The sequence below is a fragment of the Rhodoferax sp. LB1P47 genome, from assembly GCF_056521445.1.
Map to the genome: position 1 here is coordinate 47,598 of NZ_JBWMAU010000014.1, position 20,956 is coordinate 68,553.

The 20,956-nt window shown below is 66.5% G+C and carries 19 protein-coding genes; 7 read left to right on the forward strand and 12 right to left on the reverse strand.

The window, feature by feature from the left end:
• Nucleotides 1-139: 139 nt before the first annotated feature.
• A complete protein-coding gene (locus AC0969_RS15260; protein ID WP_479625004.1) occupies nucleotides 140-856 on the reverse strand; it encodes a winged helix-turn-helix domain-containing protein in 717 nt (238 codons plus the stop codon).
• A 146-nt stretch (nucleotides 857-1,002) separates the two neighbouring features.
• Nucleotides 1,003-2,337 carry an AmpG family muropeptide MFS transporter gene (locus tag AC0969_RS15265; RefSeq protein ID WP_479625005.1) on the reverse strand — a complete coding sequence of 445 codons (1,335 nt, stop codon included), beginning with the start codon at nucleotides 2,335-2,337 and terminating at the stop codon, nucleotides 1,003-1,005.
• A gap of 36 nt (nucleotides 2,338-2,373) precedes the next feature.
• Between AC0969_RS15265 and AC0969_RS15270 the strand changes: the two genes are divergently transcribed.
• Nucleotides 2,374-3,189 carry a M48 family metallopeptidase gene (locus AC0969_RS15270; RefSeq protein WP_479625006.1) on the forward strand — a complete coding sequence of 272 codons (816 nt, stop codon included), beginning with the start codon at nucleotides 2,374-2,376 and terminating at the stop codon, nucleotides 3,187-3,189.
• 112 nt (nucleotides 3,190-3,301) lie between these two features.
• Here the strand turns inward: AC0969_RS15270 and AC0969_RS15275 are convergent, their stop codons facing one another.
• The 4 genes from AC0969_RS15275 to AC0969_RS15290 all read right to left on the reverse strand — a co-directional run bounded on the left by AC0969_RS15275 (nucleotide 3,302) and on the right by AC0969_RS15290 (nucleotide 7,958).
• On the reverse strand, nucleotides 3,302-4,294 hold the full coding sequence (locus tag AC0969_RS15275; RefSeq protein ID WP_479625007.1) for a Bug family tripartite tricarboxylate transporter substrate binding protein: 993 nt from the start codon (nucleotides 4,292-4,294) through the stop codon (nucleotides 3,302-3,304).
• 16 nt (nucleotides 4,295-4,310) lie between these two features.
• Nucleotides 4,311-5,288 carry a Bug family tripartite tricarboxylate transporter substrate binding protein gene (locus AC0969_RS15280; protein WP_479625008.1) on the reverse strand — a complete coding sequence of 326 codons (978 nt, stop codon included), beginning with the start codon at nucleotides 5,286-5,288 and terminating at the stop codon, nucleotides 4,311-4,313.
• Between the two features lie 317 nt (nucleotides 5,289-5,605).
• Nucleotides 5,606-7,168, reverse strand: a complete 1,563-nt coding sequence (gene garD, locus AC0969_RS15285) for a galactarate dehydratase (RefSeq protein WP_479625009.1) — start codon at nucleotides 7,166-7,168, stop codon at nucleotides 5,606-5,608.
• Nucleotides 7,169-7,232: 64 nt separating this feature from the next.
• Nucleotides 7,233-7,958, reverse strand: coding sequence for a FadR/GntR family transcriptional regulator (locus tag AC0969_RS15290; RefSeq protein WP_479625010.1), 726 nt, complete (start codon nucleotides 7,956-7,958; stop codon nucleotides 7,233-7,235).
• Between the two features lie 150 nt (nucleotides 7,959-8,108).
• On the opposite strand from AC0969_RS15290, the gene AC0969_RS15295 reads away from it, so the two are divergent.
• The 3 genes from AC0969_RS15295 (at nucleotide 8,109) to AC0969_RS15305 (ending at nucleotide 11,400) form a co-directional block, all read left to right on the forward strand.
• Entirely contained in the window at nucleotides 8,109-9,062 is a 954-nt protein-coding gene (locus AC0969_RS15295) for a tripartite tricarboxylate transporter substrate binding protein (protein WP_479625011.1), read from the forward strand.
• A 252-nt stretch (nucleotides 9,063-9,314) separates the two neighbouring features.
• Nucleotides 9,315-10,427 (forward strand): SMP-30/gluconolactonase/LRE family protein, encoded by a 1,113-nt coding sequence (locus AC0969_RS15300; protein ID WP_479625012.1) that lies wholly within the window; start codon nucleotides 9,315-9,317, stop codon nucleotides 10,425-10,427.
• A gap of 25 nt (nucleotides 10,428-10,452) precedes the next feature.
• Entirely contained in the window at nucleotides 10,453-11,400 is a 948-nt protein-coding gene (locus tag AC0969_RS15305; RefSeq protein WP_479625013.1) for a 2-hydroxyacid dehydrogenase, read from the forward strand.
• 55 nt (nucleotides 11,401-11,455) lie between these two features.
• Here the strand turns inward: AC0969_RS15305 and AC0969_RS15310 are convergent, their stop codons facing one another.
• Genes AC0969_RS15310 through AC0969_RS15320 form a run of 3 tightly spaced genes read right to left on the reverse strand, consistent with a single transcriptional unit; the run spans nucleotide 11,456 to nucleotide 14,455 of the window.
• Entirely contained in the window at nucleotides 11,456-12,430 is a 975-nt protein-coding gene (locus AC0969_RS15310) for a tripartite tricarboxylate transporter substrate binding protein (protein WP_479625014.1), read from the reverse strand.
• Nucleotides 12,427-13,794: a sensor histidine kinase gene (locus tag AC0969_RS15315; RefSeq protein ID WP_479625015.1), complete on the reverse strand. Its 1,368-nt coding sequence runs from the start codon at nucleotides 13,792-13,794 to the stop codon at nucleotides 12,427-12,429. The genes AC0969_RS15310 and AC0969_RS15315 overlap by 4 nt, the downstream gene beginning before the upstream one ends.
• Nucleotides 13,775-14,455 carry a response regulator gene (locus AC0969_RS15320; protein ID WP_479625016.1) on the reverse strand — a complete coding sequence of 227 codons (681 nt, stop codon included), beginning with the start codon at nucleotides 14,453-14,455 and terminating at the stop codon, nucleotides 13,775-13,777. The genes AC0969_RS15315 and AC0969_RS15320 overlap by 20 nt, the downstream gene beginning before the upstream one ends.
• Nucleotides 14,456-14,555: 100 nt before the next feature.
• On the opposite strand from AC0969_RS15320, the gene AC0969_RS15325 reads away from it, so the two are divergent.
• Nucleotides 14,556-15,554: a Bug family tripartite tricarboxylate transporter substrate binding protein gene (locus tag AC0969_RS15325; protein WP_479625017.1), complete on the forward strand. Its 999-nt coding sequence runs from the start codon at nucleotides 14,556-14,558 to the stop codon at nucleotides 15,552-15,554.
• 59 nt (nucleotides 15,555-15,613) lie between these two features.
• Here AC0969_RS15325 and AC0969_RS15330 read toward each other — a convergent pair whose 3' ends face one another.
• Nucleotides 15,614-16,474, reverse strand: a complete 861-nt coding sequence (locus AC0969_RS15330; RefSeq protein WP_479625018.1) for an aldo/keto reductase family oxidoreductase — start codon at nucleotides 16,472-16,474, stop codon at nucleotides 15,614-15,616.
• 100 nt (nucleotides 16,475-16,574) lie between these two features.
• Between AC0969_RS15330 and AC0969_RS15335 the strand changes: the two genes are divergently transcribed.
• Complete coding sequence (locus AC0969_RS15335; RefSeq protein ID WP_479625019.1) at nucleotides 16,575-17,474, forward strand: LysR family transcriptional regulator; 900 nt, start codon at nucleotides 16,575-16,577, stop codon at nucleotides 17,472-17,474.
• A gap of 9 nt (nucleotides 17,475-17,483) precedes the next feature.
• Here the strand turns inward: AC0969_RS15335 and AC0969_RS15340 are convergent, their stop codons facing one another.
• Nucleotides 17,484-18,392 carry a LysR family transcriptional regulator gene (locus AC0969_RS15340; RefSeq protein ID WP_479625020.1) on the reverse strand — a complete coding sequence of 303 codons (909 nt, stop codon included), beginning with the start codon at nucleotides 18,390-18,392 and terminating at the stop codon, nucleotides 17,484-17,486.
• A 110-nt stretch (nucleotides 18,393-18,502) separates the two neighbouring features.
• Here AC0969_RS15340 and AC0969_RS15345 point away from each other — a divergent pair, with 110 nt between their 5' ends.
• On the forward strand, nucleotides 18,503-19,699 hold the full coding sequence (locus AC0969_RS15345) for an MFS transporter (RefSeq protein ID WP_479625021.1): 1,197 nt from the start codon (nucleotides 18,503-18,505) through the stop codon (nucleotides 19,697-19,699).
• A 218-nt stretch (nucleotides 19,700-19,917) separates the two neighbouring features.
• Here the strand turns inward: AC0969_RS15345 and AC0969_RS15350 are convergent, their stop codons facing one another.
• Nucleotides 19,918-20,955, reverse strand: a complete 1,038-nt coding sequence (locus tag AC0969_RS15350; RefSeq protein ID WP_479625022.1) for an imelysin family protein — start codon at nucleotides 20,953-20,955, stop codon at nucleotides 19,918-19,920.
• Nucleotide 20,956: the final 1 nt, after the last annotated feature.

Genomic DNA, 20,956 nt, shown 5'->3' on the forward strand with positions numbered 1-20,956 from the left:
CGCTATCTGTCTATGGCGAGCGAAGCAAAGCCCGTTCGCGAACAGCGCGGAACTGGCTTTGCCAGGCCGCTGCTGTTGCCCCCTGCAAGGGGGGTGGCGAAAACACGCAGTGTGTAGCCTGGGGGTGTGCCACAAGACGTTAGTCTTGTTGCTTAGCGAAAACATACCCTGCGCCGCGCACGGTGACGATGCGGCGGGGGTTTTTGGGGTCGGCTTCGATGGCGGCGCGGATGCGGCCCATGTGCACGTCGATGCTGCGGTCGAAGGCTTCCAGCTCGCGGCCGCGCACGGCTTCCATGATCTGGTCGCGGGTCAGCACGCGGCCCGCGCGTTCGGCCAGCGTAACCAGCAGGTCAAACTGGTAGGCGGTCAGGTCGCAGGGTTTGCCGCTGACCGACACGGCGCGTGCATCGCGGTCGATCTCCAGCGTGCCGAACTGCATCACCTTGTGCTGCGGGGCGGAACCGTCGGTGCGGCGGCGCAGGATGGCGCGGATGCGGGCCAGCAGTTCACGCGGCTCGAAGGGCTTGGGCAGGTAGTCGTCGGCGCCCAGCTCCAGGCCGATGATGCGGTCCAGCGGGTCGCCCTTGGCGGTGAGCATCAGGATCGGGATCTGCGCCACGTCACCGGCTGTGGTGCGGATGCGGCGGCAGACCTCCAGGCCGTCCATGTCGGGCAGCATCAGGTCCAGGATCACCAGCTCGGGCCGGGCGGCATGGGTCGGGCCATTGAGCATGCCCAGCCCGCCGCTGGCGGTGGCCGAATGGGCCACGGTGAAGCCAGACTGGCCCAGGTACTCGCCCACCATGCCGGCCAGGCGGGTGTCGTCTTCAATCATTAACAGGTGTGCGCTCATGGGGTGTCCATCTCAGAATAGGGGTGCGCAAGGGAATCGCGCTGTGCCGTCATGGTGCGCTTTTGCCGCCAATTGCGGTTGAAGCCACTGTAAAGTTGGGTAAACACTTTACAGTAGTTTGCTACATAATTAATAGCTTACTGCGCTTACTCTACCTGCGCTATTGGCTCTTTTGACCTTGAAGCCAGCGCGACCAATAGCAACACCGGCACGCCCAGGCAGGCGGTCGCGGTGAAGAACGGGCTGTAGCCATAGGCATCCACAAACCGGCCCGAGAACCCGGCCAGCCACTTCGGTGCCAGCAGCATCATGGAGCTAAACAGCGCGTACTGCGTGGCCGAATACTGCACATTCGTCAGACTGCTGAGGTACGCAATGAAGGCCGCCGAGGCAATGCCACCGGCCAGGTTGTCTGCCGACACCACCCACACCAGGGCGTGCAGGTCGTGCCCCAGTGTGCCCAGCCAGGCAAACAGCAGGTTGCTGGCCGCACTCAGCACGGCGCCCAGCATCAGCACCCGCATCACGCCCAGGCGCATGGACAACACCCCGCCAATGAAGGCCCCCAGCAGCGTCATCACCACGCCAAACACCTTGGTCACCGCCGCCACCTCGTCCTTGGTGTAGCCCATGTCCACATAGAACGGGTTCGCCATGATGCCCATCACCACGTCGCTGATGCGGTACACGGCAATCAGCGCCAGGATCAGAGCGGCCTGGCCTTTGTAGCGGCGCAGAAAGTCGGCAAACGGCTCGACCAGCACGCTGCGCAGCCAGTCTGCCGCGTTGCGGGCGGGGGGCAGCGCGATGCGGGCGGGTTCCCTGGACACCAGCACCGTGACCACGCCGACCAGCATGCTGGCCGCCATCACCAGGTAAGCGGTTTGCCACGCGCCGGCTTGGTACAGCGGTGCCCCGACCACCTCGGCCCGCGCCGCAATCCACAGCACCCCGGCCCCGGCCCAGATCATCGCCAGCCGGTAGCCGGTTTGGTAGGCCGCTGCCAGTGCCGCCTGGCGCTCGGTGTTGGCCGATTCGATGCGGAAAGCGTCCAGCGCAATGTCTTGCGTGGCCGAGCCAAAGGCCACCGCCAGCGCGCACCACACCACGCGGTGCAGGTCCACCTGCGGGTCGGTGCTGGCCATGCCCACCAGCCCCAGCATGATGGCCGCCTGCGCCAGCAGCAGCCAGCTGCGCCGCCGCCCCAGCAGCCGGGTGAGCCCGGGAATCGGCAGCCGATCGACCAGCGGGGCCCAGACCCACTTGAAGCCGTAAGCCAGCCCCACCCAGCTCAGGTAGCCAATGGTGGTGCGGTCAATGCCCGCTTCGCGCAGCCAAAAACCCAGCGTGCCCAGCACCAGCAGCAGCGGCAGCCCAGCGGAAAATCCCAGCGACAGCATGCGCAATGTGGCGGGTTCGCCGTAGACCTTGAGGGTGTCGATCCAGCGGGGGGGAGTTTCAGGAGAGCTTGCATGTGTCATCCGGGAATAATACGTGTTGAAACCAAGGAAGCAGCAATGCAAATAGCGAAGCAAAAATGGAATGCGATGGTGGTGGCGGGTGCTTTGCTAGCCGCCCCGGCACTGTGGGCACGCGACGGCGTGGAGGTGGGCAACAACTCGGTCTTTGCCAACCTGGCCTCGGCCGAGAGCGTAGAAAAAACCGCCCAGTCCCAGTATGTGCAAACCCTGCAACAGGCCCAGCAACAACAGGCGCTGGCCCCGGCCAAGCACCCGCAGGTGCTGCGCCTGCGCCGCATTGCCGAGCGCATCATCCCGTTTGCCATCGCCTGGAACCCGCGCGCCAAAGACTGGCAGTGGGAGGTCAACCTGATCGCCAGCAAACAGGTCAACGCCTGGTGTATGCCCGGCGGCAAGATCGCCTTCTACAGCGGCATCCTCGACACCCTGCAGCTGACCGACGACGAAGTGGCCGCCGTGATGGGCCACGAAATCGCCCACGCCCTGCGCGAGCACGCCCGCGAACGCATGGGCAAATCGGTGGCCACCAACATCGGCGCCAACCTGCTCAGCCAGCTACTGGGGGCGGGTGAGCTGGGCAACACGGTGATTGGCGGCGGCGCGCAGTTGCTGAGCTTGCAGTTCAGCCGCTCGGACGAGACCGAGGCCGACCTGGTCGGCCTGGAGCTGGCCGCCCGCGCCGGGTTCGACCCGCGTGCCGGCATCACGCTGTGGCAAAAAATGGCCGCACAAAACAAAGGCGCTCCGCCCCAGTGGCTGAGCACCCACCCGGCCGGCAAGAACCGCATTGCCGAGATGGAGAAGAACCTGCCCAAGGTGCTGCCGCTGTATGCGCAGGCGAAGAAGGGGTGAACCTCTTATTTCAGAGTGTTTTAGCCCTCTAGCCCTTATTTAACATGCGGTAAAAGCTATTTAATTTATAGCAAATAAAATCCTGTCTACACCACGCTTTGGTCTACGGTGCTCAGTCCAGGGTGATGTGGGCGTTCTTGATCACCCGCTCCCAGCGCGGAATTTCTTGGGCGATGAGCTGGCCAAACACCTGGGGCGTAGCCGGTGTGGCCTCGGCACCTTCGGCCGCCAGGCGCGTGCGCACGTCCTCGGAGGCCAGGGCCTTGTTCACCTGCTGGTTCAGCAGCGCCACCACCTCGGCCGGTGTGCCCGCCGGGGCTACCAGTCCATACCACTGGTCGGCCTCAAAACCCTTGGTGCCGGTGATGCCGCTCTCGGCCACCGTGGGCACATCCGGCAGGATCGCCAGGCGCTTGGGGCTGGAGACGGCCAGGGCGCGCATCTTGCCCGACTTGATGTGGGGCAGCAGCGCAGGGATGCCGGTGAACAGCACCTGCACCTGGCCGCCCAGCAGGTCGGTCACCGACGGTGCCGTGCCCCGGTAGGGGATGTGCAGAAACGAGGTGCCGGTCTGCATCTTCAGGTATTCCATCGTGGTGTGTGCCGCGCTGCCGTTGCCGCCGGAGCCGTAGGCCAGCTGGCCGGGCTTGGCTTTCGCCAGGGCGATGAGCTCCTTGAGGCTCTGCGCCGGAACGGCTGCGTTCACCACCAGCACATTCGGCACGCGGGCCACCCATGCCACCGGGGTGAAGCTGCGCAGCGGGTCGTAGCCCAGCTTGGGGTAGAGCGAGGGGTTGATGGCCAGGGTGCCGATGTGTCCCATCAGCAGCGTGTAGCCGTCGGCCGGGGACTTGGCCACCTTATCCGCACCGAGTGAACCGCCCGCGCCGGGCACGTTTTCAATCAGCACCGGCTGGCCCAGCGCCTTGCTGAGCTCCAGCCCGATGGCGCGCGCCAACACGTCACTCGATCCGCCTGGAGTGAAGGGCACGATGATGCGCATCGGCTTGGAGGGAAAGGTCTGGGCCTGGGTGGGCAGAGCCAGTGTCAAGGCGCAGGCTGCGCCCACAAGGAGGGCGTTGCGGCGGGGGGAGTGGAATGGCATGGGATTGGGTGGAGGGTTAGTCGGGCTTGATCTGCGCTTCACGGATCAGCTTCGCGTAGCGGGTGCTTTCGTCCTGGAGCAGCTTGCTGAACTGCGCCGTGGGACCGGGGAATACGTCGCCCCCTGCGGAACTGAGCTTTTGGCGCACCTCGTCGGTGGCCAGAGCTTTTTGGATCTCGGCATGGAGGCGCGTCACCAAGGCTTGCGGCAGGCCCGCCGGTGCGACCACCCCGTACCAAACGGAGGACTCGAAGCCTGGAAAACCAGACTCGGCCACCGTGGGCACGTCAGGAAAGATAGGCGATCGCTGCGGAGTCATCACCGCCAACACCCGCAACTTGCCGCTGCGCACATGCGGCTGCACTTCAAGTGCGTTGACCGCCACCGCCTGGATATGGCCACCCAGTACATCCGTGATGGCCTGGGCTCCGCCTTTGTAGGGCACGTGGATGAGTTGGATACCAGCAGCCCGCTCGAACAGCTCCATCGCCAGGTGCGGTGTCGCGCCGTTGCCGGGCGTGCCGTAGGTGGTCTTTTCGGGCTGCGCTTTGGCTGCGGCAATGAACTGCTGCAAGCTGGCCGCTGGTGCGCCCGAGGCCACCGCGAGCACCACCGGCACACGCCCGACCAGGGCGATGGGGGTCAGGTCGCGGGCGAGTTGGTAAGGTGCCGGGTCGTACAAAGACACATTGGCCACCAGCGCATTGGCGGCCAGCATCAGCGTGTGCCCGTCGGGTGCCGCATCCACCAGGGTGCGGACCGCCACGTTGGTGCCCGCTCCGGGGCGGTTCTCTACCACCACCGGCTGCCCGAGGCTGGCCTGCAACTGCTGCGCTACGGTGCGCGCAATCAGGTCCACCGCTCCGCCAGCGGTATAGCCCACGATGATGCGCAGCGGCTTGCTGGGAAAGGTTTGGGCCGCCAAAGGTGTGATGGCCAGAGGGCCCAGAGCGAAGCCGCCCAAGCCCGTGAGAATTTCGCGTCGGTTCAGCATGCGCAAGCCTTTATGCAATGAAAAACAAAGCCACCGCCGATGGATACGGTGGTTGTGGGAAGCACGAGTGGGGGGATGGGGCCGCTGGTCAAGGATGCACAACCCTGCCCAGGGTTGCGTACCTATGCGCGGAATAGGCGGAATAGGCGGAATAGGCGAAATAGGCGGCGCAGGCGAGGCCTGCCGTCACCGATAAATGCTGTCTCATGGCCATTTTTATTCTCAGAGTTATAGGCCGGATTCTGGAATTTCGGAGAGCGGACAACCAGAGCACACTGGCACTATCAGATATGCCATGCGGGCATAACAGCGGGGCATCAGGTCACCGGCGCCGGGTTGAACAGCACCAAGGCGTTGTGCAGCTTCCAGTGTTCGGCCCAGGTCTTTTTGCGGCCACTGGCCACGTCCAGCATCAGGCGAAACAGCTCCCAGCCCACGTCTTCGATGCTGGCTGTGCCGTCGGCGATGGTGCCCGCGTTCACGTCCATCAGGTCGTGCCAGCGGCGGGCCAGGTCGGTACGGGTGGCCACCTTGATGACCGGCACCGCCGCCAGGCCGTAAGGTGTGCCGCGCCCGGTGGTGAACACGTGCAGGTTCATGCCGGCGGCCAGTTGCAGCGTGCCGCAGATGAAGTCGCTGGCGGGGGTGGCGGCGTAGGTGAGGCCCTTTTGCTTGAGCTTTTCGCCAGGCGACAGCACGCCGGTGATGGCTACCGAGCCGCTCTTGACGATGGAGCCCATTGCCTTCTCGACGATGTTGGACAGGCCGCCTTTTTTGTTGCCGGGCGTGGTGTTGGCGCTGCGGTCTACCTTGCCACGCTCCAGGTAGGCGTCGTACCAGGCCATCTCTTGGACCATCGCCTCGGCCACTGCGGGGGTGCTGGCGCGGGAGGTGAGCTGGTCGATGCCGTCGCGCACCTCGGTGGTTTCCGAGAACATCACGCTGGCTCCGGCGCGCACCAGCAGGTCGGTACAAAAACCCACTGCCGGGTTGGCGGTGACACCGCTGAACGCGTCGCTGCCGCCGCACTGCACGCCCACCACCAGTTCGCTGGCGGGCACGCTGACGCGGCGGCGGGCATTCAGCCGTTTTAGGTGGGCGGTGGCTTGCCGCATGATGGCTTCGACCATCGACATGAAGCCGACGTGCGCGTCGTCTTGCAAACACACCAGGTCCAGGGCGGGCGCGCGTTCGTCGATCAGCGGAATCGTGCCGGGCGGCATCAGGCGCTCGGGTTGCAGCTTTTCGCAGCCCAGGCTGACCACCATCACCTCGCCGCCAAAGTTGGGGTTCAGGCTGATGTTGCGCAGGGTGCGGATGGGAATCTCGGCCCCCGGCGCGTCGATGGCCACGCCGCAGCCGTAGCTGTGCTCCAGCGCCACCACGTCGTCTACATGGGGGAAGCGGGGCAGCAGCTCGGCCTTGATGCGCCGCACCGCAAAGTCGGTGACCCCGGCCACGCACTGCACGGTCTGGGTGATGGCCAAAATATTCCGCGTGCCCACCGAGCCGTCGGCATTGCGGTAGCCCTCGAAGCTGTAGCCGTCCAGCGGCGGCTGCACCTCGGCCTGCACGGTGGCCATGGGCAAATCGGTCAGCCCACGGGCATCGGGCATCGCCAGCAGGCGCTCGTGGACCCAGCTGCCTGCGGAGATGTCTTTCAATGCGTAGCCGATGGGGATGCCGTAGCGCAGCACCGGGCCATTGGCGGGCAGATCGACCAGCGCCACCTTGTGGCCTTGGGGCACCTTGTCTATGAGCACCAGGCCGCTGGGCAGCACCGTGCCTGCGGCCAAACCGCCGTCGTTGGCCACGATGGCGACGTTGTCGCGTGCGTGCATGCGGATGGTGTGGGGGGGCTTGGCGCTGGCTTCGGTCATCGTGGCATCCTTTTGCCGGGATTATCTGACAACTTTAAAAGTTGTCAAGCAAACCGCCGGACGCTCAGGGCAGCGGTGTGCTCTCGAAAATCCGCCGTTTGGCGTTCAGGATGTGGATGCGGATGGCCTCTGCCGCATCGCCCGGCGAGCGCCGCACGATGGCCTCGACGATGGCCTGGTGCTCGGCTTGCGTGGTGCGCACACGGACCACCGTTTTCTTGTCGATGACGTTGCGGGCCAGCTCGATGAACTGCCGGATCGGGGCCACGCTGGTGGCGATGGTGGCCACAAAAAATGGGTTATGCGAGGCACTGGCAATGGCCAGGTGGAAGCGCACGTCTTCGTCGGCCCCGGACTGGCCGCTCTCCATCGCGGTGTTGAGTGCCTCGAAAGCCTGTTGCAGGGCCTCCAGGTCGTCGGCGTCGCGGAACTCGGCGGCCCCGGCGGCAGCGCCCATTTCAATACAGCTGCGGAAGGCGTAATAACGCTCGATGTCGGCCAGGCTTTTGATCGGCGTGGCCACGGCCACCGGCGCGCCCGACGCACCCGGAACCCGCACGACCGTGCTGCCCGCGCCGCGCTTGGAGTCGATGATGCCGTCTGAGCGCAGCCGCGCCAGCGCCTCGCGCACCGTGGGCCGCGACACGCCAAACTGGGCACTCAAAGCGCCTTCGGTGGGCAGCTTGTTGTGCGGCGCAAAGTCGCCGCGCAGGATGGCCTCGACCACGCGGGCGTAGATGCGGTCGGGCAGGGAGCCGACACCGTCGGTTTGCAGCAGGGTTTCGTTCATGGAGGCAGCAGGGCAAAGGAGTTGGCATTCTGACAGGCTCTGACAAGTGACTCCAAAAACCCTAAAGTTGTTTGACACATTAGTAATAATTCATAGAATGCCTGACAACACTGGGCCCGGTCCGCCTGTTGCCCCTTATTTGGAGACACTATGAAAAAAACCATCGCCCTCGTATCCCTGGCATTGGCCGCTGCCACCAGCGCCTACGCCTGGCCCGAAAAAACCATCACCCTGGTGGTGCCGTTCCCGCCCGGCGGCTCGTCCGACGCACTGGCCCGCGCCATTACGCCGAAGCTGCAAGAGAAGTTCAAGCAAACCGTCATCGTGGAAAACAAGGCCGGGGCCACCGGCAGCATTGGCGCGGCCTATGTCAAGCGTGCACCCGCCGATGGCTACACCCTGATGGTCACCTCGCTGGGGCCGCTGGTCATCACCCCCCATCTGCTGAAGGTGGCCTACGAGCCGGCCAAAGACTTCGACTACCTGACGGTTGCGGTGCAAGCCCCCAACGTGTTGGTAGTGCCCGCCGCCTCGCCCTTCAAAACCGTGGCTGATTTGATCGCCGCCGAAAAGGCCAAGCCCGGCGCGCTGACCTTTGCCTCGGCGGGCAATGGCTCGTCGGACCACCTGAGCGCCGAGCTGTTCTGGCTGCAAACCGGCACCTCCGGCCTGCACGTGCCGTACAAGGGCGGCGCGCCCGCCATCACCGACCTGCTGGGCAGCCAGGTGGATGCCGCGTTCCAGAACATCAACTCGGTGATCCAGCACATCAATGCGGGCAAGCTGCGCACCCTGGCCATCGCCAGCGACAAGCGCTCGCCCCTGCTGCCCAACGTGCCCACCCTGGCCGAGGCGGGCGTGAAAGACGCGGTGGCCACCTCTTGGCAAGGCGTGGTCGCCCCCAAGGGCCTGCCGCCCGAGGTCAAGGCCCAGATCCACGCCGCGCTGATGGAGGCCCTGGCCGACCCGGTGGTGAAGCAGAAGTTTGTGGACGTGGGCTTTGAACTGGTGGCCAACACGCCCGAGCAGTTCGCGGCCTACCAGGCCAGCGAGTCGGCCCGCTGGAAGAAGCTGATCGAGGCCCGCAAGATCGCGGCTGATTGACTGGCACACCCCCAGGCTTGCCCACTGCGTGTGGCAGCGCCCACCCCCTTGCAGGGGGCAACAGCAGCAGTCTGGCGGAGCCAGCCCTGCGCTGTTCACGAGGGGGCTTCGCTGCGCTTGCCTTTGGGCAGGCAGGGGGCGGGGACAGGGGTGTTTATTGCCCGCCCGGCCTTACTCCCTCCCCCGCCGGGGGAAGGCCGGGGTGGGGGCTGGACCCCGCATCCATTTCACGACAACAACGGAGACACAAGCATGCAAAACACCACCACCTCTTCCCCATCCTCGCCCCGTCGGGGCTTTTTGAAAACCGCTGCGGGCAGCGGGCTGGCCTTGCTGGGCGGCTCGGCCGTGGCGCAGGCGTTTGATTTCAAACCCCAGCAGCGCTATCCCGACGCGGCAGTGCAGATCCTCGACCCCAGCTTTGCCAAATACCGCATCTTCAGCAGCACGCTGGAGCAGGTGGGCACGGGCATGCGCTGGGCCGAGGGGCCGGTGTACCTGCCGGACACCGGCACGCTGATCGTGTCCGACATCCCGAACAACCGGCTGATGAAGTTTGAAGAAAAAACCGGCAAGTTCTCGGTACACAAAGAAGGCGTGAACTACGCCAACGGCAACACCCGCGACCGCCAAGGCCGCCTGATCAGCTGCGAGCATTCCATCACCCGCCGCGTGGTGCGTACCGAGCGCGACGGCAAGCTCACCGTGCTGGCCGACAGCTTTGAGGGCAAGCGCCTGAACGCGCCTAACGACATCGTGGTCAAGTCGGACGACAGCATCTGGTTCACCGACCCGCTGTTCGGCATCAACGGCGAATGGGAGGGCTCGCGTGCCAAGCCCGAGCAGGCCAGCACCAACGTCTACCGCATCGGCAGCGACGGCAAGCTCAGCGCCATGCTGACCGACCTGGTCAATCCCAACGGCCTGGCCTTCTCGCCCGACGAGAAATTTCTCTACGTGGTGGAGTGGAAGGGCACGCCCAACCGCAGCATCTGGCGCTATGACGTGGCCACCGACGGCAGCCTGTCGAACAAGTTCAAGTTCATCGACGGCGCGGGTGCCGCCGCACTGGACGGCTTCAAGCTAGACCGCGACGGCAACCTTTGGTGCGGCTGGGGCAGCAACGGCGCGCTGCAAGCCGAGCCTACCGATGTGGGCGGCCGCAAAGTCTTCCAGCTGCAAGGCAAGCCCGAGGACCTGGACGGCGTGATGGTCTTCAACCCCCAGGGCAAGGCCATCGCCTTCATCCGCCTGCCCGAGCGCTGCGCCAACCTCACCTTTGGCGGCCCGAAAAACAACCGCCTCTACATGGCCAGCTGCCATTCGCTGTACGCGCTGTACGTCGAAGCCCACGGCGCGGTGTAAGCCCTTTTTTGCTAAGAAAGCCCCCATGACCACCCGCCCCGCATTGCTGCAAAACGGCCCCTTGGCCCCCGCCCTGGAGGCCGCGCTGGCTGCCGAATTTGACGTGCAGCGCCTGGCCGACCAGGCCGACCCACAGGCCTTTCTGGCCCAGCACGGCGCGCGCTTTACCGGCCTGGCCACATCCGCCCCGGCGGGTGCGTCGGCAGCGTTGCTGGCGGCCCTGCCGTCGTTGCGCGTCATCTCCAGCCACGGCGTGGGGCTGGACAAGTTTGATCTGGCGGTCGCTGCCCAGCGCGGCATTGCCGTGGGATACACGCCCGAAGTGCTGAACGACTGCGTGGCCGACCTGGCCATGGCCCTGCTGCTGGACGTGGCCCGTGGCACCAGCGCCGCCGACCGCTTCGTGCGCCGGGGCGATTGGGAGCAGGGCAAGTTCCGCCTGGCGCGCAAGGTCAGCGGCCAGCGCCTGGGCATTCTGGGCCTGGGCCGCATTGGCCGCGCCGTGGCCCAGCGCGCCACCGGCTTCGAGATGCAGATCCGCTACACCAACCGCAAGCCGGTGGCCGGTGTGGCCTGGCAGTTTGAGCCCGCGCTGGTGGAGCTGGCGCGCTGGGCCGACACCCTGGTGGTGATCGCCGCCGGGGGCGCGTCCACCCACCACCTGGTCAACGCCGAGGTGCTGGCCGCGCTGGGGCCGGATGGCTTCTTGGTCAACGTGGCACGCGGCTCGGTGGTGGACCAGGCGGCGCTGGTGCAGGCCCTGCAAACCGGTGGTATCGCCGGGGCCGGGCTGGACGTGTACGCCGACGAGCCCCATGTACCGCCAGAGCTGATGGCGCTGGACAACGTGGTGCTGCTGCCGCACATCGCCAGCGGTACCCGCGAAACCCGCCAGGCCATGGAAGCGCTGACCCTGGCGAATCTGCGGGCTTTCTATTCCACGGGCAAGGTGCAGGTGTCAGCTTTAGAGTGAAATCGGCCTCTGGCGCTTATTCCATAAGCGCGACAAGCTATCAATAATATAGTGTCTACGGTGCCCGCCGGGCCAGGCCAAAGCTGGCCGCCAACTGCTGGTAGTCGGCAGTCTGGCGCTCCAGCAAGGCTTGCAGCGCGGGGCCGGTGGCCCAGCCGGGTTGCAGGCCGGCCTGCGCCAGCTGCCCCGGCAGGGCCGGGTGGGCGGCGGCGCGGGCCAGGGCTTCGGTCCAGGCGCGCACCTGCGGCTCGGGCACCTGCGGGCCCAGGTACACCCCGCGCACGATGGGCCACTGGATGTCAAAACCCTGCTCCTTGGCGGTGGCCACCTGGGCCCAGCGGCCCGGCAGGCGCTGGGCCGCCAGCACGGCCAGCACCCGCACCGAAGCGCCCTGGTCGATCTGGCGGGCCACCTCGGCGGCATCGCCCGCCAGCACCTGCACGTGGTCGCCGCGCAGGGCGGTCAGTGCCTCGCCGCCGCCTTCAAAGGCCACAAAACGCATGGCTTTGTGGCTGACCCCGGCGGCCCGGGCCAGCAGCGCGGCCTTCATCCAGTCCTGGCTGCCGATGGAGCCGCCCGCGCCAAAAATCAGCCGGTTCGGGTCTTTGCGCAGCGCCTCCAGCAGCTGCGCCAGGGTGCGCCACGGTGCGTCCTGGCGCACCACCACCACGCCGTAGTCGGTGCCCAGCGCGGCCAGCCAGCGCACATCGCCCGCGCTGTACGGGCCAAACCGGCCCTGCACCAGGTTGAGCCAGGTGCCGCTGGAGAACGCCACCACCGTCTGCGCCTCGGCCGGTCGCTGGGCCACGGTGCTGTGCAAGGCCATGGCACCAATGCCGCCGGGCTGGTAGGCGATGGCGATGGGCGTGCGGGTCTGGCCCGCCGCCTGCAGCATGTCGCGCAGCAACTGGCAGGTCAAATCGAAACCGCCGCCGCCTTTGGCCGGGGCGATGCAGCGCGCGCCCTCGGGCAGGCCCGCGTGGGCTACGGTCGCCAGCAGGGTCGCTAGTAAGAGCCAACGGCGCTTCATGGTGCAGGCCACTCCAAAACGGCGCAAACACCCGGCTCCGTCGCCTCCAGCCGCAGTTGCCCGCCATGCCGCTCCAGCACCGAGCGCGCAATCGCCAGGCCCAAACCCGAACCCCGGCTGCCCCGGCTTTTGGCAAAGCGCTGGCCCAGCCGGGGGGCCACGGCGGGGTCGATGCCGGGGCCGTCGTCGCGCACGCGCAACTGGTGTGTGGGGCCGACGGTCTGAGCCTCCAGCGTCACCACGCCGTGGGCGCGGCCATGCTGCAAGGCGTTGTGGGCAATGTTCAGCAGCGCCTGGTGCAGCAGGCTGCGGTCGCCCTGGGCGGGCAAGGGATCGGTGGGTACATCCACACCCAGGTCGATGCCGCGCGTGCGCGCCAGCGGCAGCAGCTCCAGCGCCACGGCGCGGGCCAGTTCACCCAGGTCGAACGGCTCCCAGTGCGGCTGGGCGGCATCGCTGCGGGCCAGGGCCAGCAGCTGGTTGGTGGCGCGCACAGCGTGGTCCAGCGCGTCGGACAGGGCTTGCAGCGCCAGTTGCCGCTGCGCCGGGTCGGGTTCGCGCAGCAGGTAGTCGAGCTGGGCGCGCAGCACCGCCAGCGGGGTGCGCAGCTGGTGCGAGGCATCGTCGATAAAGCCCCTGCGCTGCTCCACCAGGGCTTCGGTGCGGGCGATTTGCTGGTTCACCGCGTCTACCAGCGGCAGCAGGTCGCGCGGCAGGTCGGCGGTGGGCAGGGGGCGCAGGTCGTCGGGCGCGCGCGCCTGGGTGTGCCGCGCCAGCCGGGCCATGGGGCGCAGGGCCAGGTACAGGCCTAGCACCACCAGCGCGCCCACCACCAGCAAAAACCCGGCATCGCGCAGCACCGCATGGCGCACGAAGCGGTGGGTGAACTGCTCGCGCGAAGTGGTGCTTTCGGCCACCTGGATCACCAGCAAGGTCTGGCCCGCCGCCGGTTGCAGCGGCTCCAGCGTGCGCTGGTACGCGCCCACGCGCACGGTCTCGCCGAAGTAGCTGGCATCAAAGAACTGCGGCACGCCGGTGCGCAGCGGCTGGGGCGGTGCGGGCAGGTCGGTGTGGCCGATTTCCACCCGGCCATCGGCGGTGGCCACGCGGAAGTACACATTGCCAGTGGCGGTGAGCTGGAAGAACTCGAACAGCCGGTACGGCAGCTCTACCGCCAGGCCGCCCGAGGCGGTAGACACGTTCAGGTCCAGCGCCTTGATGGCCCCGAGCAGGGAGCGGTCGTACGCCGCATTGGCCGAAGCCACGGCATCCACGCGGGTCAGCCACAGGCTGGTGGCAATGGCCACGGCCAGGGTGGGCAGCAGCAGGGCCAGCAGGCGTAATTTAAGGCTGGCCTGGCGCATCGCATTCCAGGATGTAACCCAGGCCCCGCACGGTGTGGATGCCCACGCCGCTGTGCTCCAGCCGCTTGCGCAGGCGGTGCAGCAGCACGTCGATGGCGCTGGCCTGCACTTCGTCGTCGTCGCTGAACACCCGGTGGATGGCCTGCTGGCGTGTCAGCGGCTCGCCACTGCGCTGCACCAGGGCCAGCAGCAGGGCGTGCTCGCGCGGCGACAGCAGCAGGCTGTCGGCTCCCAGGCTGAACTGGCGCGTCACCGCATCAAAGGCCAGCGGGCCGCAGGCCAGGCGCGGGTGCTCACTGCCCCGGGCGCGGCGCACCAGGGCGGTGAGGCGGGCCTCCAGCTCGGCCAGGGCAAAGGGTTTGGCCAGAAAGTCGTCGGCCCCCTGGTTCAGGGCGTTGACGCGTTCGGCCAGCGCGTCGCGGGCGGTGAGGATCAGCACCGGCAGGCGGTTGTCTTGGGCGCGCAGGCGGCGCAGGATGTCGCCGCCGCTGCGCCCCGGCAGGCCCAGGTCGAGCACCAGCACGTCGTAGTCGCAATCGGCCAGCGCCGCCTCTACCAGCCGCCCGTCGTCGCGCCAGTCCACCCGGTGGCCGCTCTGCGCCAGCGCCTTGGCCAGCCATTCGCCCAGGGCGTGTTCGTCTTCGGCCAACAGGATATGCATGGCGGCGATTATGGTGGTGTGCTTCGCTGGGGTTGATAGGTGTTTGATAGGTTGGCGGGTGCAAGATGGTTGTTCACCCACTACAACGACGAGACACGCCATGCCCTCCATGAACCTTTCCCGACGCGGTGTGCTGCAGGCCGCCAGTGCCGCCGCCTCCGGCCTGCTGCTGCCGTCTGCCCGCGCCCAGTCAACCTGGCCCAGCAAACCGTTGCGCCTGGTGGTGCCCTTCGCCCCCGGCGGCAGCTCCGAAATCGTGGCCCGCGCGGTGGCGGGCGAGATGTCCAAGACCATCGGCCAGAACGTATTTGTGGAGAACAAGCCCGGCGCGGCGGGCAACATCGCCATGCAAGAGGTGGCCAACAGCACCGACGAGCACACCCTGGTGCTGGGCCACATCGGCACGCTGGCCGTCAACCCCTACATCTTCGCCAAGCTGCCCTACGACGCAGCGCGGGATTTCACACCCATCACCCTGGTCAGCAAAGTGCCCAGCCTGTACGTGGTGCACCCCGACCTGCCAGTGAAGAACCTGACCGAGTTCATCGCCTACGCCAAGGCCCGGCCAGGCCAGCTCAACTACGGTTCGGCCGGCAACGGCAGCGCCGGGCACCTGGCGTTTGAGTATTTGAAGATGGCCAGCAACACCTTCATGCTGCACGTGCCCTACCGGGGCACCGGCCCGATGCTGACCGACCTGATGGCCGGGCGTTTGCAGGCCGCGTCGGTGGGCGCACCCGCGCTGCTGGCCTTCATCAAGGCGGGCAAGCTGCGCTGCATCGCCACTGGCACGGCCCAGCGCCTGCCCCAGTTGCCCGACGTGCCCACCGTGGCCGAGCAGGGCTTCAAGGGCTTCGAGATGACCCAGTGGTACGGCCTGATGGCCCCCAGCAAATGGCCCAAAGCGAACCTGGCCAAGCTGGAAGCCGAGGCCATCAAGGCCACCCAGGGCGCGCTGGTCAAAGAAAAGCTGTCCCATGAGACCGCCCTGGCCGTGGGCAGCACCAGCGCCGAGTTCGATGCCTTCATCAAGGCCGAGCAGGCCCGCTGGAAACCGGTGATCGCGCGGGCGCAGATAAAGCCCGAGGGGCAAGGTTGATAGCGATTTAAGCCAAATTGGCCTCTAGCGCATATTCCACTTGCGCTTGTAGCTATAAATTAAATAGCATCTAGCTGCGCCAACGTGTCGGCAGCCAGCGTGAGCTGCCCCGCCGCCAGGTTCTCCCGCAGGTGGGCCACCGACGAGGTGCCGGGGATCAGCAAAATATTGGGCGAGCGCTGCAACAGCCAGGCCAGCGCCACCTGCATGGGCGTGGCCCCCAGCTGCTGGGCCACCGCCGACAGCCCCGCCGACTGCAAGGGCGTAAAGCCGCCCAGCGGGAAGAAGGGCACATAGGCAATGCCCTGGCGGGCCAGCTCGTCGATCAGCGCGTCGTCGCCCCGGTGCGCCAGGTTGTACTGGTTTTGCACGCACACGATGGGGCAAATCTTGCGGCCATCCGCCACCTGCGTGGCCGTGACGTTGCTCAAGCCAATGTGGCGCACCAGGCCCTGCTGCTGCAATTCGGCCAGCACCGTCAGCGGCTCTTCCAGCGAACCTTCTACCGGGTGGTGCACGTCCAGCATGCTGCGCAGGTTGACGACATCCAGCACCTCCAGGCCCAGATTGCGCAGGTTGTCGTGTACCGCCTGGATGAGTTCTGGGCGCGACATGGCGTTGATCCACGACCCATCGGCGCCGCGCCGGGCGCTGATCTTGGTGACAATGGTGAGGCCGTCCGCATACGGGTGCAGCGCCTCGCGGATCAGCTGGTTGGTAATGTGCGGACCGTAGAAGTCCGAAGTGTCGATGTGGTTGATCCCGCTGGCCACCGCCTCGCGCAGCACGGCCAGTGCGGCGGCTGTGTCTTTGGGCGGGCCGAATACGCCGGGTCCGGCGAGCTGCATGGCGCCGTAGCCGAGGCGGTTGACGCTGCGGTGGCCGAGTGGGTAGGTGGTGGTGATGGGGGGGGTGGTCATGGTCAATAGTCCTGTGGGGTGAAGGTGGGCAAATGGTAGGCAGCCCACCCACGTTCGACAATCCATCACAATCCGCACAACCTGTACCAAATTGCGCACAATGAACGCCAACCTTGCCGACTTGAATGCCTTTTTGGCCGTGGCCCGCGCCAAAGGCTTCCGCGAAGCCGCGCGGGCCAACGGCGGCAGTGCCTCGGCCTTCAGCGAAGCGGTACGTCGGCTGGAAACCCAGCTCGGTGTGCGCCTGCTGCACCGCAGCACGCGCAGCGTCTCCCCCACCGAGGCCGGGCAGCGCCTGGTCGAGCGGCTGGCCCCGGCGTTGACCGAGGTGCAAGCAGCCCTCGACGTAGTGAATGGCTTTCGCGACCGGCCTGCGGGCACTTTGCGGCTCAATGTGGCGGTGAGTGCGGCGCGCCTGGTGTTGCCCGCCATCGTGCCGGGCTTTTTGGCGGCCTACCCCGACATCGCACTGGAGGTTTTTGCCGACGATAGTTTTGTCGATGTGCTGGCGGTCGGCTGCGATGCCGGCATCCGCTACGAGGAGAGGCTGGAAAAAGACATGATCGCCGTGCCCATCGGGCCGCGCCAGCAACGCTTTGCCCTGGCTGCATCGCCCGCCTACCTGGCGCGCTGCGGCCCGCCGCTGCATCCCCGCGAACTGCTCCAGCACGCCTGCCTGCAAGGCCGTTTCAGCAGCGGAGCCCTGCCTGCCTGGGAGTTTGAACAGGGCGGCGAGACGGTCCGCATCCACCCCACCGGGCCGCTGATAGTGCAGATTGGCACCGGCATTGATTTGGTCGTCGATGCGGCTGTTGCCGGGACGGGTTTGGTGTACCTGTTTGAAGACTGGCTGCGCCCACAGCTCGACAGCGGTGCGCTGATGCCCGTGCTGGAGGCGTGGTGGCCGCGTTTTTCAGGGCCGTTTTTGTACTACTCCGGCAGGCGGCTGCCGCCTGCGCCGCTGCGGGCGTTTATTGATTTTGTGCGGGCGCAGGCCTAGCCTGGGCGCTCAGCGAATCGCCAGCCGTTCGCCCAAGTGGGTGAGCAGGCCGTCCACCTTCGGCAGCAACTGGCGGCTGCGCGGCCAGACCAGGTGCAGCGGCAGGCCATCGGTGGCGGTGTGCGGCAGCAGCTGCACCAGGTGGCCGCTGGCCAAATGTTCATCCACCAGCCACGTCGCAAGCTGGGCCACGCCACCACCGGCGAGCACGGCTTCGGTTTGCGCGTCACCGTGGCCCACGCTGATGCGGCCCTCCACATCACGGCGCTCCACCGGCCCCGTGCTGTGGGCAATACGCCAGGGGTGGGCACTACCGTCGGCGCGGCCAAAGGTTACCGCGTCGTGGGTCAACAGCTCGGCGATGGATTGCGGCACGCCGCGCCGCGCCAAGTACACCGGCGACGCACAGAAGATCAGCCGCTCGGTGCCCAGATAGCGGTGTCCCAGGGCGCTCGGCCAGTGGTCTGGCCCGCCAATGCGCACCCCCACGTCGATGCCTTCGTCCACCAGGTCCACGAACCGGTCGGTGAATGAAATATGGGGTCGCACAGCCGGGTGCTGTTCCATGAAGGCCAGCAGCAAGGGCATCACCCGCATGCGGCCAAAGGTGGCGGGCACATCCACCCGCAGCCGACCCGAGGGTTCGAGCTTGTCTGCCGCGAGCACTTGCTCAGCGGTGTGCAGCTCCGCCAGCACGCGCACACAGGTGCGGTAAAACGCCGCGCCCGCATCGGTCAGCGCCAAGCGCCGCGTGGTGCGCTCAAAGAGCCGGGTGCCTAGGCGCGTCTCTAAGCGGGATACCGCCTTACCGACCGCAGAGTTGGTCAGGCTGAGGCGCTCGGCGGCAGCGGTAAAGCTGCCTGCATTGGCTGTGCAGACGAAGGCTTCGATGCCTTTAAGACGTTCCGTGGAGAGCATGGCCGGTCTATTCTGGAAATTAATGCCGGAGTCTATTGAAAAATCTCCACAAATGCGACTTGGATTCTCAAGTAACCTAGTGAAAACCCTAGTTTGAAAGTTTCCAAGCCATGTCTGCACACCCGCCTACGGTCTCCGCGACCATCCCCCAACCCGCTGCCCCCGGCGGGCACGGGCTGTCTATCGCCATACTGGCCACAGCAGCCTTTATTCTGGTGACCACCGAGTTTCTGATCGTCGGACTGCTGCCCGCAATGGCCCAGGAGCTGGCCATTTCGATTTCAGCAGCGGGCCTGCTGGTCACGTTGTTTGCTTTCACCGTGATGCTATTCGGGCCGGTATTGACCGCGTGGGTTGCCCACCTGGAGCGCAAGCGCCTATTTGTGGCCATCTTGCTGGTGTTTGCAGCTTCAAACGCCTTGGCCGCTGTGGCGCCCAACATGTGGGTACTCGGTCTGGCCCGCTTCATTCCTGCTCTGGCCCTGCCGGTGTTTTGGGGCACGGCTAGCGAGACCGCCGGGCAGTTGGCCGGTCCGGCACAGAGCGGCCGGGCGGTTTCCAGGGTCTATCTGGGCATCTCGGCGGCCATGTTGTTCGGCATTCCGCTAGGCACCCTGGCAGCCGATGCCGTGGGCTGGCGCGGCGCGTTCTGGCTGCTCGCCGCCATGTCCTTGCTGATTGCACTGATGTTGCAGTGGGGCATGCCAACCCTGCGTTCGCCGCAGCGCCTGCGCTTTGCGGAGCAACTCCGCATCCTGCGCGATGCGAGGTTTGTGGCCAACGTAGCACTGTCGGTGCTGGTCTTTACGGCCATGTTCACGGCCTACACCTACCTCGCCGATACGCTGCAAAACGCCGCAGGCGTGCCCAAAGCCCAGGTGGGTTGGTGGCTGATGGGCTTTGGCGCGGTAGGCCTGCTGGGCAACTGGCTGGGCGGGCGCTGGGTGGACAGCCACCCCTTGGGCGTGACCGCACTGTTCAGCGCCCTGCTGGCGGTGGGCATGGCGGCGAGCATGGCCGCCGTGGGCGACCGCTTCTGGCTGTGCGTGGCCCTGGCGGTGTGGGGCGTGGCCAACACGGCGCTGTACCCCATCTGCCAGATCCGCGTGATGCAGGCCGCCTCCCACGCCAAGGCACTGGCCGGTACGCTGAATGTCTCGGCGGCCAACGCCGGTATCGGCCTCGGTGCCATCGTGGGCGGCCTCGCCATTCCGCTGTGGGGGCCGGCCAGTGTGGGCTATGTGGCCGCAGCCATCGCTTTGTTGGCCGTGGCAGCGGTGTCGATGGTGGCGCGGGCTAAAGGCTGAGTGCGCAAGCATGCAGGGGGCTAGGCAGCGGTAAATTCTGAGCAAAATCGGCCTTCTCCGCTGATCGAATCGACTTAGGTAGCTATTAATTTAGTAGTAACTATTGGCCCGATGCGTGCCGCCGGACACCGAGGCCTTCAACTTCGAGGAGGCCTTGCGCGCACTCGGTGCCGTGGCGGCGGTGCAGGGCGCTGGTTCCAGCAGTGGAGGAACCGTTCTCAGTCCCCGTCTTCGTCAAAAAAGCTGATGGTGAACTGCAGCGCGGGGCCCAGGTCTTTTTCGGTGCAGTGCTGCAGGGCTTTCAATGCGGTGATCAGCTGGTGCAGCGGTACGCTAGCGGCGGTGGGGGCGCGTCTGGCCAGCAGGCGGTCCATGGCCTGGTCCACGTTGGCTACGGCTTGCAGCAGCAATTCGGCCTGGGGCGCATGGTTTTGCGCCAGCAGATAGGCGTGCACGCTGGGTACGTCGGTGCCGGACGCAGAGCCGATGGCCAGGCTGCGCACGGCCTGCCAGTGGATGGCCCAGGCCTGTGCGGCGTGGCCGCTGGCGTTGCGATTGAAGGTGGCGAAACGCCCGGCATTGAGTTTTTGCAGGGTGCGGTCGATGTCCTCACGCCAGAGCTTTTGCAGGGCACCGTTCCACAGGTTTAGAAATTCGTACATCGCGTACTCGGCCTCCTGGTTGTCCCAACCGGCTTGCAGGGCGGCGGCATAGGCAGTTTGCAGGGCCTCGGCTTCGGCCAGGATGTCGCTGGCTAGCTGCTCTGCGTAGTGGCAAGCGGGCGTGTGCGCGCGCAGCTTGCCGGGCCACAGCAGCCACTCCAGCGCGGGCAGGCCTTTGCCCGGGGCGGTGGTGGATTCGAGCGTGGTCGCGTCGGGCGCAACGGTGCGTACCGCTTCGGCAATGGCTTCGGGCCGGGTGGGCATGAAGTCCAGGCTGCGTGGCGAGCGGCGCGCCAGCAGTGCCCCACCCCGCACGGCAGAGAAGCGCTCCCAGGCCGACACCGTGCGCAGCCACTGCTGCTGCGCACGGGCCAGCGCATCGGGTTCGGTGGCTGCGTCGGCGGTGCATAGCTGTTGCAGGCTGCCGACCAGGGCCTGGCTTTGCGCGGAAAAGTCTTCGGCCCCCGGCAGATACCACTGGGCGTAAATGCCGCGCACGAAGCGGGCGTAGGCCTCAAACGGCTGGTCGACAGGGGCCGCCCAGGCAGGGGCACAGCAGCCTACGGTGATCCACAGCAACGCGGTGCGCAGCATG

What these genes read in the sequence shown, in the direction of transcription:
- AC0969_RS15320 (WP_479625016.1), bottom strand. Translation starts at nt 14,455, where the DNA reads ATGCATATCCTGTTGGCCGAAGACGAACACGCCCTGGGCGAATGGCTG.
- AC0969_RS15325 (WP_479625017.1), top strand. Translation starts at nt 14,556, where the DNA reads ATGCCCTCCATGAACCTTTCCCGACGCGGTGTGCTGCAGGCCGCCAGT.
- AC0969_RS15295 (WP_479625011.1), top strand. Translation starts at nt 8,109, where the DNA reads ATGAAAAAAACCATCGCCCTCGTATCCCTGGCATTGGCCGCTGCCACC.
- AC0969_RS15300 (WP_479625012.1), top strand. Translation starts at nt 9,315, where the DNA reads ATGCAAAACACCACCACCTCTTCCCCATCCTCGCCCCGTCGGGGCTTT.
- AC0969_RS15260 (WP_479625004.1), bottom strand. Translation starts at nt 856, where the DNA reads ATGAGCGCACACCTGTTAATGATTGAAGACGACACCCGCCTGGCCGGC.
- AC0969_RS15350 (WP_479625022.1), bottom strand. Translation starts at nt 20,955, where the DNA reads ATGCTGCGCACCGCGTTGCTGTGGATCACCGTAGGCTGCTGTGCCCCT.
- garD (WP_479625009.1), bottom strand. Translation starts at nt 7,168, where the DNA reads ATGACCGAAGCCAGCGCCAAGCCCCCCCACACCATCCGCATGCACGCA.
- AC0969_RS15330 (WP_479625018.1), bottom strand. Translation starts at nt 16,474, where the DNA reads ATGACCACCCCCCCCATCACCACCACCTACCCACTCGGCCACCGCAGC.
- AC0969_RS15315 (WP_479625015.1), bottom strand. Translation starts at nt 13,794, where the DNA reads ATGCGCCAGGCCAGCCTTAAATTACGCCTGCTGGCCCTGCTGCTGCCC.
- AC0969_RS15275 (WP_479625007.1), bottom strand. Translation starts at nt 4,294, where the DNA reads ATGCCATTCCACTCCCCCCGCCGCAACGCCCTCCTTGTGGGCGCAGCC.
- AC0969_RS15270 (WP_479625006.1), top strand. Translation starts at nt 2,374, where the DNA reads ATGCAAATAGCGAAGCAAAAATGGAATGCGATGGTGGTGGCGGGTGCT.
- AC0969_RS15310 (WP_479625014.1), bottom strand. Translation starts at nt 12,430, where the DNA reads ATGAAGCGCCGTTGGCTCTTACTAGCGACCCTGCTGGCGACCGTAGCC.
- AC0969_RS15345 (WP_479625021.1), top strand. Translation starts at nt 18,503, where the DNA reads ATGTCTGCACACCCGCCTACGGTCTCCGCGACCATCCCCCAACCCGCT.
- AC0969_RS15305 (WP_479625013.1), top strand. Translation starts at nt 10,453, where the DNA reads ATGACCACCCGCCCCGCATTGCTGCAAAACGGCCCCTTGGCCCCCGCC.
- AC0969_RS15340 (WP_479625020.1), bottom strand. Translation starts at nt 18,392, where the DNA reads ATGCTCTCCACGGAACGTCTTAAAGGCATCGAAGCCTTCGTCTGCACA.
- AC0969_RS15335 (WP_479625019.1), top strand. Translation starts at nt 16,575, where the DNA reads ATGAACGCCAACCTTGCCGACTTGAATGCCTTTTTGGCCGTGGCCCGC.
- AC0969_RS15280 (WP_479625008.1), bottom strand. Translation starts at nt 5,288, where the DNA reads ATGCTGAACCGACGCGAAATTCTCACGGGCTTGGGCGGCTTCGCTCTG.
- AC0969_RS15265 (WP_479625005.1), bottom strand. Translation starts at nt 2,337, where the DNA reads ATGACACATGCAAGCTCTCCTGAAACTCCCCCCCGCTGGATCGACACC.
- AC0969_RS15290 (WP_479625010.1), bottom strand. Translation starts at nt 7,958, where the DNA reads ATGAACGAAACCCTGCTGCAAACCGACGGTGTCGGCTCCCTGCCCGAC.